Here is a 14,874-nt window from a genome sequence, read left to right as displayed (position 1 = left end):
CGACTTCAGAAGTTCGGCATGCGGAATGCTCCCGAAGTAGTCCGCGAGGTCGGCGTCGACGACTTCCGGGTGACCACCTACCGCCTCTTGGAAACAACACGCGCCTATTGCGCGGAGCGCCTGCGGATCAGCGGTGAGGATCAGGCGGTCCGCTGCCGTCATGCGGAATATGTATGTGCGGTGCTAGAGCAGGCCGCAAGCGAGTGGTCGCAGCGTCCAGCCCACGAATGGGGCGCCGCCTACCGCCACGTTGTCGACGATCTGCGTGTTGCGCTGGCCTGGGTCGGTCGGGACGAGGCAAATCGGTCACTGCGAATTCGATTGACCGTTGCAGGCCTGCTGCTCTGGAATCATTTTTCGCTCATCCAGGAATGCCACGTCCATGTTTCACGGGCGGTCGAGGAACTCGATGCCGCGGGGCTCGCCGGGACGGCATTCGAGATGAAGTTCAAGCTGTGGCTCGGAGCCTCCACGATGATCACGCGTGGTCTGAAGCCGGCGGCCATGGCTGCCTTGCGGCGAGCATCGGAGATCGCAAATCGGATTGGTGACACCGATTATCGTCATCGTTGCCTGATGTTGATTGCGGCATTTGAACTCTTTACGGGTGAGTACGACTCTGGAATACGCACAATTAAGACGTTCGCCTCGGTAGCCGCAGCGGATGATCCTTCGATTCTTCCCGAAGGCGAAGTTCACTTAGGCATAGCCGATCTCTTTCTCGGTCGTCTTCAAGACGCCCAGCAGCGGCTCGAAACCCTCCAGCAGCGCGATCTACGATATTTTAACCGTTCGTATAGCGTTCGGTACTTGGCCGACATTGTCATTCTGTTGGAATGCGCGCTATCTCAGGTACTGTGGTTGAGGGGCTTGCCAGACTCTGCCAGCCGTACGGCCGTTGCCGCCTTTGAGCGTGCCCGTCCGGGCCACCATCACCTTTCGCTGAATAACGCGCTTACATACTCATGCCCAGTTTTCTATTGGTGCGGGCGTTACGAGGAATGTGATAAATACGTCGAATTGCTCGCCGAACATGTCGAGAGGCAGGGACTAATCACAAGACGGCCGATTGCCAGTTTTTATCGCGCTGCTTTAGCGCACGAGAAAGGCGGCGCTTCGTCGGACACGATTGATTCCCTTAAGGAAGCGATCGAGGAGTTCCGCAATGTTAATTACCTAGTGCGGATGCCCTATTACCTCAGTGTTCTGGCAGATGCTCTTGCCCGTGGTGGACGGCTCGGCGAAGCCGAAACAATAATCCTGACCGCAGTAAATACTGCCCGAGCGCGGAACGAAGGTTGGTGCCTTCCAGAAGTCATTCGCGTTCATGCGTCTATTCTCAAGGCCCGGGGTCAGACAAGTGAAGCTGAGGCAAGCCTCATGGAATCGATCGAGCTTGCCCGGGACATCGGTGCGTTGTCATGGCGTTTGCGCGCAGCGAATGATCTCGCGAAGCTCTGGTGCGCCCGGTCGCGAAGGGATGATGCCCGCAAGATACTGCTGCCGATCTACGACGAATTTACCGAAGGTTTCCAGACGAGGGATCTACTCGTCACAAGCGACCTGCTTGCTAAGCTTGCAAGCTCCGGAGATGGCAGAGCGGCCTAAAAGACCGCATCGATCCGACGTTCAGTTGCTCCTCGCGCCTCCCAGCCGGTGAACACACCGACGCGGCCCTCTAGCTTTCCCATTGTCCGCGTCTGGTTTTGCATCGACCAACCGTGATTGCCTTTTGCGGCTGCCTTTTAACCTAGCGATTTTAACTTCTTTTAACCAGCGGTCGAGCGCCTTCGGTGCTTAAATGGAAAAGGAGCAGCGAAAGGGCACCTTACAAGTCCGGTCGGAGTGATCTGAAGGATAGGTGGGGCAAGGGGCCGGAAGGCGCACACGAACGACACACCATCGTTCTCGCAAAATAAGAGCTGACACCAAGGATTAGGCACATGGCAATCAATCCATCGTTCTCGTCCATGGCGCTTTTGCCGACGGTTCTTGCTGGGCAAAAATTATTCCACTGCTCACGATTCGTGGTTTAAAGGCAATCGCGGTTCAAAATCCGCTAAGCTCGTTGGCGGACGATGTCACAGCCGCTTACCGGGTCATCGGAATGCAGGAAGGTCCCGTTCTCCTCGTGGGCCACTCATGGGGCGGCGCCGTCATCACGGAAGCCGGCAACCATCCTCAGGTAAAGGGACTTGTTTACATCGCGGCTGGCGCGCCGGACGACGGTCAGTCGTTCTCCGATTGGTGGAAGGATTATCCGGCAGCGCCAGGCGCGGCCGAGATCAAGCCGTACGGCGATGGTTATGTCGCGTTGACACTCGAGGGTGTTCGCAGGCATTTCGTACAGGATGTCCCGTCAGACGAGGCCGACATCGTGTACGCGACGCAGGGCCCACTTGCGGTGAAGTGCTTCGGTGACAAGATCACCGCGGCCGCATGGCACTCCAAACCGAACTGGTACATTGTCGCAGCGCAGGACGAGACAATTCCTCCCGCTGTAGAGCGCGACTCCGCAAAGCGGATGAAGGCCGAGACTCTCGTGTTGGAAAGTTCGCACGTCCCCATGCTTTCTCAGCCGGACGTCGTGGCGGACTTTACTGCGCGGGCGGCATCGTCTCTTTAGGCCGCAAGACGTCTGGGCGGTTGCTGTTTCTTTCGCTCAAATCGCAGTTGGTGCCGATTACATAATCAGTAAAGGCCGGGGCCAAAACAGCCATCCGGTGGCCTTTTATGGGGACGCGGATACATGGGCGCAAGTTCGGTGGTGGCCCAGGCCGTGTGAAAACTCAGCGTCTGCTGTTATTCTCCAATGAATCGGCGGGGACGAGTGATGGCAGGATTCGTGGAAAGGGATTGATCGCGGGCAGAGCACGTTGTTCCCCGCGCTGCTCGACGACTACATGGCCGAGGACAATCCGGTGCGTGCGGTTGATGTGTTCGTCGACGGGCTCGATCTGGATAGCTCGGCTTCGTTGGCGTCCAGCCGCTCGACACGGGGCGACCCGGCTACCATCCCGGCATGATGCTCAAGCTCTGCATCTACGGCTACCTCAATCGCGTGCCGTCGAGCCGACGCCTGGCGCGGGAATGCCAGCGCAATATCGAGATGATCTGGCTGACCGGGCAGTTGGCGCCGGACTTCAAGACCACTGCGGATTTCCGCAAGGACAATGGCAAGGCCATTCGTGAGGTCTGCCGCGAGTTCGTTGCGCTGTGCCGCAAGCTTGATCTGCTTGTTGCAGCGAGCGTCGCCATCGATGGATCGAAGTTCAAGGCCGTCGATGCGCGGGACAAGAACCTCACCGAGGCGAAGGTGAAGCGGCGCCTGGAGCGGATCGACGAGAGCATCGCCCGCTATCTCTCGCAGCTCGAGACCGCCGATCGGCGCGGCGATGCAGTGCCAGAGGCGAAAGTTGCGAGGTTGAAGGACAAGATCGAGAAGCTTAAGGAGGAGACCGCCCGGCTCAATGCGATCAATGCGACCACTGAGATGGCGCTCACCGTGCTCGCCTACAACATGAAGCGCGTGATGACGATCATGGGCGTAGCCGGATTGCTGGAGGCGATGCGGGCGTGAGGCCGGCAGCGCCTATATGAAGCTCCTGGTTGCCATTGAGATGAGAGGTCGATAAAGCGTTTTGGAGGCGAGCCAACCAGCGAAATCGGGGCTGGCCAAGGCAGCCTTTGAACCCACCGCCGACGAATCAGGGGCCGCTCGGAGCGGCTGTCGTTCACCTTCGTTGTCGGCTCCTAAGCTCAGCGGAAATTCACAGGCTCTGTAGCCTACGTTTTCTTCGCGGCAGCCGGTCCGACGCCATTGAAGGTCTCAGTTCCCCCCGTTTGCCCGCGTTGGCATCGCACTGGTCAGTCGGGGCAAGGCTGTCCGGCCGCCCCCCACATCGCCATGTCCTTGACGTGACCCTCGAAGGTGCCCGGCGGCGTCGAGCGGCCGGCTCCGGGCACCCAGCCGCGCGGGATGAACCCGCTCAGCGAGGCATCGTGCCGCAAGTGCCCGACGAGACCGGCGGCGTCGCGACCGCCATTGCGCTTGGGATCTTTCATCTGCGCGCAGATCTCGGCACCGCTCTTGCCGAACCAGATGAAAGCCACCGGGGCGAGCTGCCAGTCGATGCCGGCGCGCGGCGGCGACGGCGCCGGCTCGTTCGCCTGGGTGGAGGTCATGTGACAGGTCGAGCACGGGATCGCTTCCGTGCCAATGCGGCTCTCGCCGCCGTGGATGTTCATGCCATGCGGGCGGGGCTTGGTTTCGCCGGCCGGCGTCCAGATCGGTATGGCCTTGGCATCGACATGGCAGTTGGCACACCGTGGATGTGTCACGACGGCCTCAATCCGCTTCCACGCCTCTAGTCCCTCGGCGCGGCTGACGCTGCCGGGCGGCAGCACGTCCTTGGCGGCCTCGTCATTGGCCGCGACGATCCCGGTAAGGGCCGCGACAGCTGAAGCTGCCAAGACGAACACGATCAGAGATCTCTGCATGGCGCGTCTCACACGAAATCGATGAACTTGTTGAAGGGCATTTCGCGGATGCGTTTTCCGGTCGCTGCGAAGATCGCATTGGCGAGCGCAGGCGCCGCGGGAGGCACCGGCGGCTCTCCGACGCCCCTCACCTTCGGATCATTCTCGAGCCCGCGAACTTCGATGACCGGGCATTGGTAGATCCGCATCGCCTCATGGTGATTATAGTTGGTCTGCTGCACGGCGCCCTTGGCGTAGGTGAGCTCGCAATTGATGGCATGGCCAAGACCCCAGACGACCCCGCCCTGGACCTGGTTCTCGAAATTGACGGGATCGACGACCTTGCCGACGTCCACCGCGACCCAGACCTTGTCGATCCTGATGCCGCGGTCCGTCGCCGTCACCTCGACGACCTCGGCGACCGGTGTCCCGAACGACTCGACGAAGGCGACGCCGCGGCCCCTGCCGTTGCCGAGCGGCCCCTTCCAGTCCGACATCTCCGCGACGGTCTCTAGCACCTTGCGATAATGCGGCACGGTGCACATCGCGATGCGCGCCTTCATCGGATCAAGACCCGCCGCGTGGATTAATTCGTCGATGAAGCTCTCGGTGAAGAAACCGGATGTCGAAGCGCCGACCGAGCGCCATGTGGTGCTTGGCGACAAGCCCTGCGCCTCGTAGCTGGTGGCCCGGAAGTTGGGGATGTCGTAGTAGACGTTCCACAGGCCGGCAGCCAATTGTCCGTCGGGATCCTTCGAGGGCGTGCCTGAACGCTCGAGCAGCCCCTTGAGCGGCGCCGTCGAGGCCAGTTGCAGGTCGGCAGCGACAATCTTGCTCCTGTCGACGCTGCCGCGGTGCCGCGCGAGTGCGATCTGCCGCGGAATGTCCTGGAGGAAATCCTCTTCGCGCGAGAACACAAGCTTGATCGGCGTGCCCTTCATCTGATTGGCGATCTCGGCGAGCACGCGGACGTTCTCATACTCCAGACGGTGTCCAAAGCTTCCGCCGGTCCACTGATTGTGGAAGGTGATCTGTTCCGGCTTGAGGCCGATTGCGGTCGCGGCGACATATTGTACGAAGCGTGGGCTCTGATGGCCAACCCAGATCTCCATGCCCTTGTCGGTGACGAGACCGATCCCGTTCAGCGGCTCGAGCGGCTGATGCGCCACATAGGGTGCGCGATATTCGGCTTGGACGAGCCTGCCGGTCTTCAGACCGGTGTCGATATCGCCGATCTTCCGCCACTCCTTGCCGAGGAACTCAGGCTTGAACGACGATTCCAGAACCTTCCAATGGTCGGCCTGCTCGGCGGGATAGACCGAAGGCGCCCACTCGCAAGCGATGGCGTCGACCGCCTTCATCGCGTACCAGCTGTTCGTGGCGATCACCGCGACGCCGTTGTTGATTTCGAGGATCTTCTTGACCCCCGGCATCGACTGCGCCTTGCTGGCGTCGTACGATTTCAGCGGCTGCCCCTTGCTGGGGTTCAGCTTGACGGAAGCGTAGAGCATGCCGTCCGTTTTCAGGTCGATGCCGAACTTCAGCTCGCCCATCACCTTCGCGCGGACGTCGAGCCGCATCATCGGTTTGCCGAGCATACGCCAGTTAGACGGATCGCGCGGCTGCGCATCGAGCACCGGCGGAATTTTCGATGCCTCCGCCGCGAGTGTGACATAGGCGATCTTGGTCCCGTTGGGCAGGATCACGTGGCCTGATTGAGTCCGAAGGTCGGCCATCGCGACACCCGAACGTTTGGCCGCAGCCGCCTTGAGCGTCTCGCGCGCGACCGCACCGGCAACACGCAGCTTGTGATACGTGTCCGGAATCGTGCTCGATCCACCCGTCATTTGCAGGCCGGACTTGCGCAACCATTCGAGCGTGGCCGCGCGCGCTTCCTCCGCAGCCGGGCTTTGATCCGCGGCCACGAACGGCGCGAACTCGTCGGCGAAACCGGTGTTGAAATAGGCGGGGCTTGGATCAGCGAACCGGATCTCGAACTGGCCGGGGTCGAGGTCCATCTCTTCGGCGATCATGATCGGCTGCACCGAGCCGACACCCTGGCCGATATCGGCGTGTTGCGCGATCAGCGTGATCTTTTCGGGGCTGATCTCGACCCATGGATTGAAGGTCACCGAATTCGGGCCGAGGCCGGCGGCCAGCGGATTGCCATCAGCGCTCGGCGCGGCCGCTTCGGCCCGACTATAGGCACCGAAAGCGATGCCTCCGGCGACGGCGGCAGAGCCGAAAACGAAAGCCCGACGCGAAAAGGCGTGCATGTGGCTCATCTCACTTCTCCGCCATCTTGTTGGCCGCAGCCGCATGGATCGCCGCACGAATCCGCGGATAGGTGCCGCAGCGACAGAGATTGCCGGACATCACCTGATTGATCTGCTCGTCCGTCGGTTGGGGGATCGATGCAAGAAGCGAGATGGCCTGCATGATCTGGCCGGTCTGGCAGTAGCCGCATTGCGGCACCTGATGCGCGATCCAGGCCTGCAGGACTGGATTTTGGTCCTTGTTGTGCAGGCCTTCGAGCGTGACGACCGATTTGCCTGCGACCTCGCCGATATGGGACTGGCAGGACCGCACCGCCTTGCCGTCAATGTGAACGGTGCAGGCACCGCATTGCGCGACCCCGCAGCCGTATTTGGCACTGGTGATGCCGAGCTCGTCACGCAGCACCCACAACAGAGGCATCTCGGGAACGACGTCGACCTGGCGCTTGATCCCGTTCACCGTCAGCTCGATCATGTCGATATATCCTCTCGCCTATCTGGTCGCTGCAACAGCACTGCCCGATGCACGGTGAGCCGTATTCCCGAATCCTGCTGGATCATGCGCAATCCGTGCGGAATGGCTTTTCGACGCGATCGGATTTCAGCTCGGCCTGGCCGCAGCACAATTCGCGATACTGTCCCGGCGTGAGATTTGCGGCCTTGCGGAATACGCGCGTGAAATTGGCCTGCGAGCCGAAACCGAACTCCAGGGCAATCTCGACCAGCGACAGGCGATCACGCGCGAGCTCCTGTCGCGCGGCGTGGACGCGGCGATCGGTGACGTAACGGTGCGGTGACAGTCCGGTCGCTTCGCGAAACAGACGGGAGAAATGATAGGGGCTGAGGCAGGCCTGAGCCGCCAGATCCTCGAGCCTGACATCGTTGCCGAGAGAAGCGTCGATATAGTCCAGCACGCGCTGGAGACGCCGCGGGTCGAGCGCCGGCGACTTGTCGGGCGCGCGCCAACGGTCGATCGTGTAATTCCCCAGAAGATGCGCCGCGAGGGCGACCTGGATCCCCTCGACGAACAGCGAGTCGGTCGGCTGGCGCGGGCGATGGAGCAGATCGCGAAGCGGCGAGCAGATGTGGAAGAGCACCTGGTCGGCCAGACCGTGAGCGTAGGCGATCTCGACCTTTGCCGGATCGATGTCGAAATCCGCAAGTGCGCTGTGATCGAGCAGCGCCGGCGGCAGATAGAGATGAAGACATTCCATCCGGTCGGAAAGCTCGAGATGGCTCTCCTGCGTCCCCACGGGCACGAGATAACTCATCCCCGGCCGGGCGAGGCTTTTCTGGACTTCGCCGTTGCCGACGCGGCACACCATCCCGCCGCCCGACAGCAGCATGACGAGCTCGGTGCAGATGGGAACGGGCGTTGCCTGACGGCCCGCCTCGAACTTGCGATGCTCGATGCTCAGCCCCGGCCAATCATTGGCCTCCGCGAGCTTCTCGCTGTTCTTGTACTTCTGATCTCCATGCGTCGCGAGCGCCATCACGACCTCCGCTTCGTTGCGGCGAATCCCGGCCCCGTATCGCGCGAGCGATCATTCCATCCGGTGGTGAATTGCAGCCCCGGTCGCTGCCACGCCGATTGCGAATTACTCACAAGCTGCGTCAGCGAAGTCCAGAGGCGGCGCGGTTAAAAGAGGTAAAAGCCAGCTAACGCAAAGGCTTACAGCGGTACGCATTCGGCTTCGAAAAGCTGATCTCGTGGCGCCTGAGCAAGATGCGTGCGTCATCGCGCAGGAATCGGAAATACCGCAATGCGGGCACGCGCTAGTGAAAGGCGCGCATCAACGGCAATGTCGCCGTATCGAGGATAGGAGCCTGGTATGAAGCCGCTTGTCGCCGCGCTTGCTACATTGTCGATCGCAACCGCCATCCCCGCGGTCGCGGCCGAGAGGACCGTGTCGATTGTTCTGGTGCACGGCGCCTTCGTCGATGGCTCGGGCTGGAAGGACACCTACGACATCCTCTCGGACGCGGGATATGAGGTGCTCGTCGTCCAGCAACCGACGATCACGCTTCGAGACGACGTCGCGGAGACCGAGCGCGTGATCGCCAAGGCGCGGCATCCGGTCATTCTCGTCGGGCATTCCTATGGTGGAATGGTCATCACGGAAGCCGGCGACAATCCGAAGGTTCGCAGCCTCGTCTATCTCGCGGCATTTGCTCCCGACGCGGGAGAGTCCGTCAGCACGCTGGCGGACGCCCCAGTGCCCGCCGGCGAGCACAAAGCTCCGCTGGTCACCGAGGGCAATTATCTCCTCGTCGACCGCGCAAAATTCCCCACCTCTTTCGCGGCCGATGTCGACGCGGCCACGACCCGCTTCATGAGCGCCGGGCAACTGCCCTGGGGATTGCAGGCGGTGCAGACGAAGGTCGATCGCGTGGCGTGGAAGGCGAAGCCGACCTATTACATGGTGACGAGCGAGGATCACATGATCCCGCCGACGGCACAGCGCACGATGGCCAAGCGCTCGGGCGCGAAGGTGGCGGAGCTGAAAAGCAGCCACGCGGTGATGCTGTCGCATCCGCGCGAAGTCGCGGCGTTCATCAGAAGCGCAGATCCATCCGCGACCGAGTGAGATCGGCCGCGCCGCACACGGACGGACTCGCCTGTCGGAGACAAGGACTCGCAACATGGCCCTCAAGGATATTCTGCCGGGAAAACTGGGGTTCGGCGCAGCGCCGCTCGGAAACATGTTCCGCGACATCCCGGAGCGGGAAGCGCTCGCGACGGTGAATGCAGCCTGGGAGGACGGCATCCGTTATTTCGACACCGCGCCGTTCTATGGCGCAGGGCTTGCCGAGATCCGCATCGGCGCCGCGCTCGCCGGCCGGCCGCGGAGCGACTATGTCGTCAGTACCAAGGTCGGCCGCCTTATCCTGGACGAGATCGAGGATGTCGATGCCCGCGACCTCGGCGAGAAAGGCGGCGTCTTCAGATACGGACGCCCGAACAGGATCGTGAACGACTATTCCCGGGACGGAACGTTGCGCTCGATCGAGGACAGTCTGAAGCGGCTCGCTACCTCCCACATCGACGTCGCTTTCGTGCACGACGTTGCACAGGATTTCTACGGCGACGAGTGGCTCTCGGTGTTCGAAAGCGCCCGCAAGGGCGCCTTTAGAGCGCTCGACCGGCTGCGCGACGAGGGCGTGATCAAGGCGTGGGGACTCGGTGTCAACCGGGTCGAGCCGATCGAGCTGCTGCTCGCGCTGGACGAGCCGCGACCCGACGGCTTCCTGCTCGCGGGCCGATACACGCTGCTCGACCACGCAAGGGCGCTGCAGCGGGTGATGCCGGTGGTCGCGGAGCATGAGCTCGCGATCGTCCTCGGCGGCCCCTACAGTTCTGGCGCGCTCGTTGGCGGTCCGAACTTCGAATATGCGCCGGCGCCTCCCGAAATCCTCAAGAAGGTGGCGCGGATCAAAGCGATCGCAGACCGCTATGGCATCGGCATGAAAGCGGCCGGCCTGCAGTTCGCGCTCGCCAATCCGGTGGTCGCAGCCGTCATCCCCGGCGCGAGCCGCCCGGGCCGCATCGCCGAGGATCGCGCTGCGCTCGAGGAAGCCATCCCGGCGGACTTCTGGCGCGAGCTCCGCTCCGAGGGGCTAGTCAGCCCTGCAGCTCCGCTTCCCGCCGCCGATTGAAAGCCCGAGGGCGCACCCCGGCCGAGCACTGCTCCGGCGGCCAGGACAACGCAGACCATGCACCGAAAGACCAAGGAGAGCGACATGACAGATGAAGCCGACAACGCCACCGACATGGGTCGCCGCGCCTTGCTCCAGACAGCCGGCGCAGCCGTCGTCACGGGCCTCGCCGGCGCGGCAACCGACGCGCGGGCCGCGGCACCGGATGCCGACGGCATGTCGTCAGCGGAGCGCGACGAGGCGCCGCTCGGCGCGCGGCTCCAGGGCGTCCAGCATTTCGGGCTGACGGTCCAGAACATGGAACGGGCTTACCAGTTCTACACGGAGGTGCTTGGCGGCACCGAGGTGTTCCGGCACGGCGACTTCGAGGGCGACGGGGTGCAGAACACGCTGCTGGCAGACCAGGAGATCGAGGCGCACGCACGCGGCGTCAATCCGCGAACCATCGGCGTGCCCGACTTGCGAAGCGGAGCACAGCGGCTCGATGTCCGCTTCATCCAGTTCGACAACATGGTGCTGGAATTGCTGCAATATCGCGAGGCTGATCAGCCCATGGGCAGCGCGAAGAGTTTCGCCGAACCGGTGGAGCACATGAGCCCTGCCTTTCCGCGCATGATGCACATCTGCTTCTATGTTCGCGACGATGTCGACTTCAACAAGTTCATTGTCGATCTCGAAGCGGAATCGGCACGCTGCGGCATGACGCAGGTGAGAGCGAACCGCACCGTCCGCGTCACGACGGAAGCGGATCGCAAGGCCGCGCCCCGCAGCACCAACACGAACCGAGTGACCGCTGAACCCTCGAACGGCTGGGAGCTGATCTACTGCAAGGGACCGGAGGGCGAGCAGCTCGAGTTCGTCAAGGCGCTCGGTCCCGTCAAGAAGCGCTTCAGCGAGGCCTTGGCAAAACGGCAACAGAAGATCGTGCGCTAGACCCTCGTGCAGCGGGGCGGCTGTCAGTGCCTTAGCTGGTCACCCGGCGATACAATCACATGTCAAGGGCGTCACCATGCAAACTCTCGTCCGCAACTCGCTTGCCGCCCTGCTGATCGCCTCTACGGCGCCGGCGACACTTCCGGCCGTGGCTCAGGAAGCGCCGCGCGTGCACTATCAGGAGATCCCGGAGGGTGCATATTCCGTGGTGGCGCAGGTGCGTGCCAAGCCCGGAAAAGAAGACATGCTGCGCGCCGCCACCTTGCCGCTGATCGACCTGGTCCGCAGCGATCCCAAGAACCTGGTCTATTTCCTTCAGGAAGACCGCGCCAAGCCCGGCCACTTCATCTTTTACGAAATGTTTGCCAGCCAGGCCGATTTCGACGCACACAACGCGATGCCTTATGTGAAGGATTGGTTCGCCAAGCTTCCGGAACTTGCCGACGGCGGCGTCGAAGTCATGCGCATGACCATGCTTGGCAAGCCCCAAAAATAGCCGAACCGTCCCGCGCGAGCGTTTTGTCGCAATCGGCCTGCTCTCTTCAAAAATTTTGCAGTGCATGATAGTTACAGCCGATCGGTTTGATCGATTGGCAATGATCAATGCGGGCTGCCACGGAGACACGACAACGGGGCACAGACCGGCGGGAACTCACGTACTGCCTCGGCCCTTTTCGACTGGTTCTCCGCCGCCAGTTGCTCCTTCTCAAAGGGCGACCCGTCAAGCTGGGTGGACGCGCATTCGAGCTTCTGCAACTGCTGGTGCAGCGCCGCGGCGAGCTGGTCAGCAAGAACGAGCTGATGGCGGCAGCCTGGCCGGGCACCTTTCTCCACGACAGCAATCGCAAGGTCAACATGTGGAGCTTGCGGCGTTGGCTGGGAGATACCCAGATCGAGCCGTATACATCGCGACCGTGGCGCGGCGCGGATACAAGTTCATCGCGGAGGTGCAGATCAGCATCGGGGAGGTCGAGGACGATCTTGCGCTCGCCGAACCGCTCCCCTTGTCCAATCCGCCATTGCTGCGCAGCATCGTTGGTCGTGAAGCGCAAATCGATGAAATCACCGGTCTGTTGACCGGCAACAGGCATGTGACTCTGGCTGGCGCAGGAGCCATCGGCAAGACGACGGTTGCCTTGGCTGTAGCCCAGGCGTTTGCGCCACAGTGCCGCGACGGCGTGCGCTTCGTCGATCTCGCAACGATCTCCGACACGACGTTGTTCGGCACCGCACTGGGCATCAGGGGCAATCCGGACAACAGCCTGGCTGCGGCCATCGACTATTTGAGACCGCCGCAGATGCTGGTCATTCTGGACAATTGCGAGCACGTACTGCCAGCCACGACGATCTTCGCCGGCAGGTTCATGGCTGACACATCGCCGTCCAGGCTGCTTGCGACGAGCCGAGAACCGCTCGGAACCGCCACCGAGCATGTCGTCCGGCTCGGCTCGCTGGTCTCACCAAAACGCCGTCACGCCCTGACCGCCGATCGGGCCGTCCGGTTCCCGGCAGTGCGGTTGTTCGTTAGCCGCGCCGCTGAATGGGCGGACTACCAATTCGTCGACGATGATTGCGAGGCCGTCGCCGCAATCTGCCACTCGCTTGACGGCCTCCCGCTGGCCATCGAATTGGCGGCATCCCAAATCGGCAGGTTCACTCCTCGCCAATTGGTGGAGTTGCTCGACCAGAACCTGGGTTTTCGCGCCCCCGCTGCCGATGGCGCGCCGCCGCGCCATGAAACGCTGATGGCGACGATCGACTGGAGCTTCAGGCTGCTGTCGCAGAGGGAAGCCAAACTGTTCGGCCTGCTCTCGGTGTTCAGTGAAGCGTTCGAGGTTGAGGACGCGATCTTCGTCGCCGACGCGGCAGGGCTCACGCCGGTCGACGTCGTCACCGGCCTTGGCAGTCTCGTTGCCAAATCGCTTTTGAGCGCGCAGGCACATGGCGCGAGCCTCCGCTATCGCCTGCTCGACAGCACATGCCGCTACGCCGGCGAGCGGCGCCGGCCCGATCCTGCCTGCGATCAGGCGCTGCGCCGTCATGCGCAACGTGTCCTCACACTGTTCGAACAGTCCGAGGAGGAGTGGAAATGGCGCGAGCCGGCCGATTGGACACAGCGTTACCTTGGTCGCATCACCGACTTGCGCGCCGCTCTTTCATGGGCATTCGGTGAGCACGGCGATCCTGTGCTCGGGATCAGGCTCACGGTTGCGGCGATCACCTTGTGGTCGGAAACATCGATACTGTCGGAAGCGCAGGCGCGGTTGGCGGATGCACTCGCATTGGCCAAGACCGTCCCATGCGACGATCTGTTCAAGACAAAACTCGCTTGCGCCCTGGGATGGAGCCTATTGTGCGCCCGCAAAATGTCGAATGAGAACGAGATTGCCTGCCTCGATGCCATCGTCTTTGCAAGGGGGGCCGGCAACATCGAATATCAGCAGCGAGCGGGCTGGTCGGCTTTGGCTTTTACCTGTTGCAGATTGGCGAGGTCCCGCACGCCATAACTTATCTCGAGCAAGCCTCGGAGCTTGCCGACCGCGACCGCGTCCTCACGGCAACGTCCGAAGTCGATCGCGCGCTCGCCTGGGCCCGTGCTTTTGCAGGCGAGTTGAGCAAGAGCCGCCCGGTTCTCGATCGCCTCGCGGCAACTTATTGGCTGGCAGAGGGCCGTTCGCGCAGGATGCGAACGAGGTCTACCGGTTCATCACCGTCCGCTTCAACCTGCCGTTCGTGGCGTGGATGCAAGGACAAGGCGACTACGCGGCGAGGCTGGCCAAGGACGCCGTCGACGCCGCTGATCGCAGGGGCCATTGGGTCGCAGTCGAACGCACTTGGGCTCGCCGCACTTCCTGTCGCGCTCGAAACCAGCAATCTGGACGCGCTCGCGAGCTTCACTGAGCGACTGCGTCGCAACCTTGAACGCGAGCGCATCTCACGCCGGGTTCCGGTCGAGCGCTATTTCTCGCGAGCGATAGGCGCCCTGACCTACCAATTGCGCATCGGTACCGATCTTGCCGAGCATTTGGTTGGGCTTGGGCGCGGGCGAAAGGCCCTCCAGTTGCTTGCGCCGATCTATGATCGATTCACCGAGGGGTACGAGTCGCAAGACCTTGTGCGTGCCTCCCGATTGTTGCATCTAGCGAGTGCGAGTCGTGATTCAAGGCGTCTGGGCAGATGATGGCCCATTCCTATTCGCCCACAGGCATGTTGCTCTAGGTTGCCACATAAGGCGCATGCTCCGACCCGACGCAACTCGAATGTCGGATGCTGTTCTACACCTTGCCCGGGCACGAGTGCCGGGTTGATGCATGATTGCGCTCCTGAACGAACCTGGGCCTGGTCCGACGGCCGCGAACGGCGCTTTGGCGAATTGCTTTGGTTTACCAGAGTTGGCAGATCGAATCTTGGCTGGCGCACCGCCGCTCGCGTGCGGATGCTTAGTCCGCTTCTGTGAAGGGTTTCGGATGCCGGCCGCTTGAGGGAGGGCGCGGCGTATTCGGCGGCCGGCGTCCGAAAGCCTCCAAGG

General features: G+C 62.3%; 11 protein-coding genes and 2 pseudogenes. 9 read left to right on the top strand and 4 right to left on the bottom strand.

Annotated elements, in window-relative coordinates; genetic code table 11:
• From ACZXDY_RS41545 to ACZXDY_RS41535, 3 genes and pseudogenes are all read left to right on the top strand, one after another.
• Positions 1 to 1,608: pseudogene (locus ACZXDY_RS41545) on the top strand (ATP-binding protein); the annotation flags it as partial.
• Positions 1,609 to 1,957: 349 nt separating this feature from the next.
• Entirely contained in the window at positions 1,958 to 2,626 is a 669-nt protein-coding gene (locus ACZXDY_RS41540; RefSeq protein WP_464349472.1) for an alpha/beta fold hydrolase, read from the top strand.
• Between the two features lie 229 nt (positions 2,627 to 2,855).
• Positions 2,856 to 3,478: pseudogene (locus ACZXDY_RS41535) on the top strand (transposase); the annotation flags it as partial.
• Positions 3,479 to 3,867: 389 nt separating this feature from the next.
• On the opposite strand, the gene ACZXDY_RS41530 reads toward ACZXDY_RS41535, so the two are convergent.
• The 4 genes from ACZXDY_RS41530 to ACZXDY_RS41515 form a co-directional block, all read right to left on the bottom strand.
• Complete coding sequence (locus ACZXDY_RS41530; RefSeq protein WP_464349471.1) at positions 3,868 to 4,500, bottom strand: hypothetical protein; 633 nt, start codon at positions 4,498 to 4,500, stop codon at positions 3,868 to 3,870.
• Positions 4,501 to 4,508: 8 nt separating this feature from the next.
• Positions 4,509 to 6,764, bottom strand: a complete 2,256-nt coding sequence (locus ACZXDY_RS41525; RefSeq protein WP_464349470.1) for a xanthine dehydrogenase family protein molybdopterin-binding subunit — start codon at positions 6,762 to 6,764, stop codon at positions 4,509 to 4,511.
• 1 nt (position 6,765) lies between these two features.
• On the bottom strand, positions 6,766 to 7,230 hold the full coding sequence (locus ACZXDY_RS41520; protein WP_464349469.1) for a (2Fe-2S)-binding protein: 465 nt from the start codon (positions 7,228 to 7,230) through the stop codon (positions 6,766 to 6,768).
• Between the two features lie 82 nt (positions 7,231 to 7,312).
• Positions 7,313 to 8,248, bottom strand: coding sequence for a helix-turn-helix domain-containing protein (locus tag ACZXDY_RS41515; protein ID WP_028164478.1), 936 nt, complete (start codon positions 8,246 to 8,248; stop codon positions 7,313 to 7,315).
• Between the two features lie 339 nt (positions 8,249 to 8,587).
• On the opposite strand from ACZXDY_RS41515, the gene ACZXDY_RS41510 reads away from it, so the two are divergent.
• The 6 genes from ACZXDY_RS41510 (at position 8,588) to ACZXDY_RS41485 (ending at position 13,852) form a co-directional block, all read left to right on the top strand.
• Complete coding sequence (locus ACZXDY_RS41510) at positions 8,588 to 9,343, top strand: alpha/beta fold hydrolase (RefSeq protein ID WP_464349468.1); 756 nt, start codon at positions 8,588 to 8,590, stop codon at positions 9,341 to 9,343.
• Between the two features lie 55 nt (positions 9,344 to 9,398).
• Entirely contained in the window at positions 9,399 to 10,412 is a 1,014-nt protein-coding gene (locus ACZXDY_RS41505) for an aldo/keto reductase (protein WP_028164476.1), read from the top strand.
• An 84-nt stretch (positions 10,413 to 10,496) separates the two neighbouring features.
• Complete coding sequence (locus ACZXDY_RS41500) at positions 10,497 to 11,345, top strand: VOC family protein (RefSeq protein ID WP_155255224.1); 849 nt, start codon at positions 10,497 to 10,499, stop codon at positions 11,343 to 11,345.
• Positions 11,346 to 11,421: 76 nt separating this feature from the next.
• Positions 11,422 to 11,841: a putative quinol monooxygenase gene (locus ACZXDY_RS41495; RefSeq protein ID WP_464349467.1), complete on the top strand. Its 420-nt coding sequence runs from the start codon at positions 11,422 to 11,424 to the stop codon at positions 11,839 to 11,841.
• Between the two features lie 107 nt (positions 11,842 to 11,948).
• Positions 11,949 to 12,422, top strand: a complete 474-nt coding sequence (locus ACZXDY_RS41490; RefSeq protein ID WP_464349466.1) for a winged helix-turn-helix domain-containing protein — start codon at positions 11,949 to 11,951, stop codon at positions 12,420 to 12,422.
• Between the two features lie 59 nt (positions 12,423 to 12,481).
• Positions 12,482 to 13,852 (top strand): ATP-binding protein, encoded by a 1,371-nt coding sequence (locus ACZXDY_RS41485; RefSeq protein WP_464349465.1) that lies wholly within the window; start codon positions 12,482 to 12,484, stop codon positions 13,850 to 13,852.
• The last annotated feature ends 1,022 nt before the right edge of the window (positions 13,853 to 14,874 follow it).

It is taken from the genome of Bradyrhizobium sp. LeoB3 (assembly GCF_055456055.1).
The sequence above is the reverse complement of the archived record's forward strand: the minus strand, read 5'-3'. Positions and strand labels throughout refer to the sequence as shown.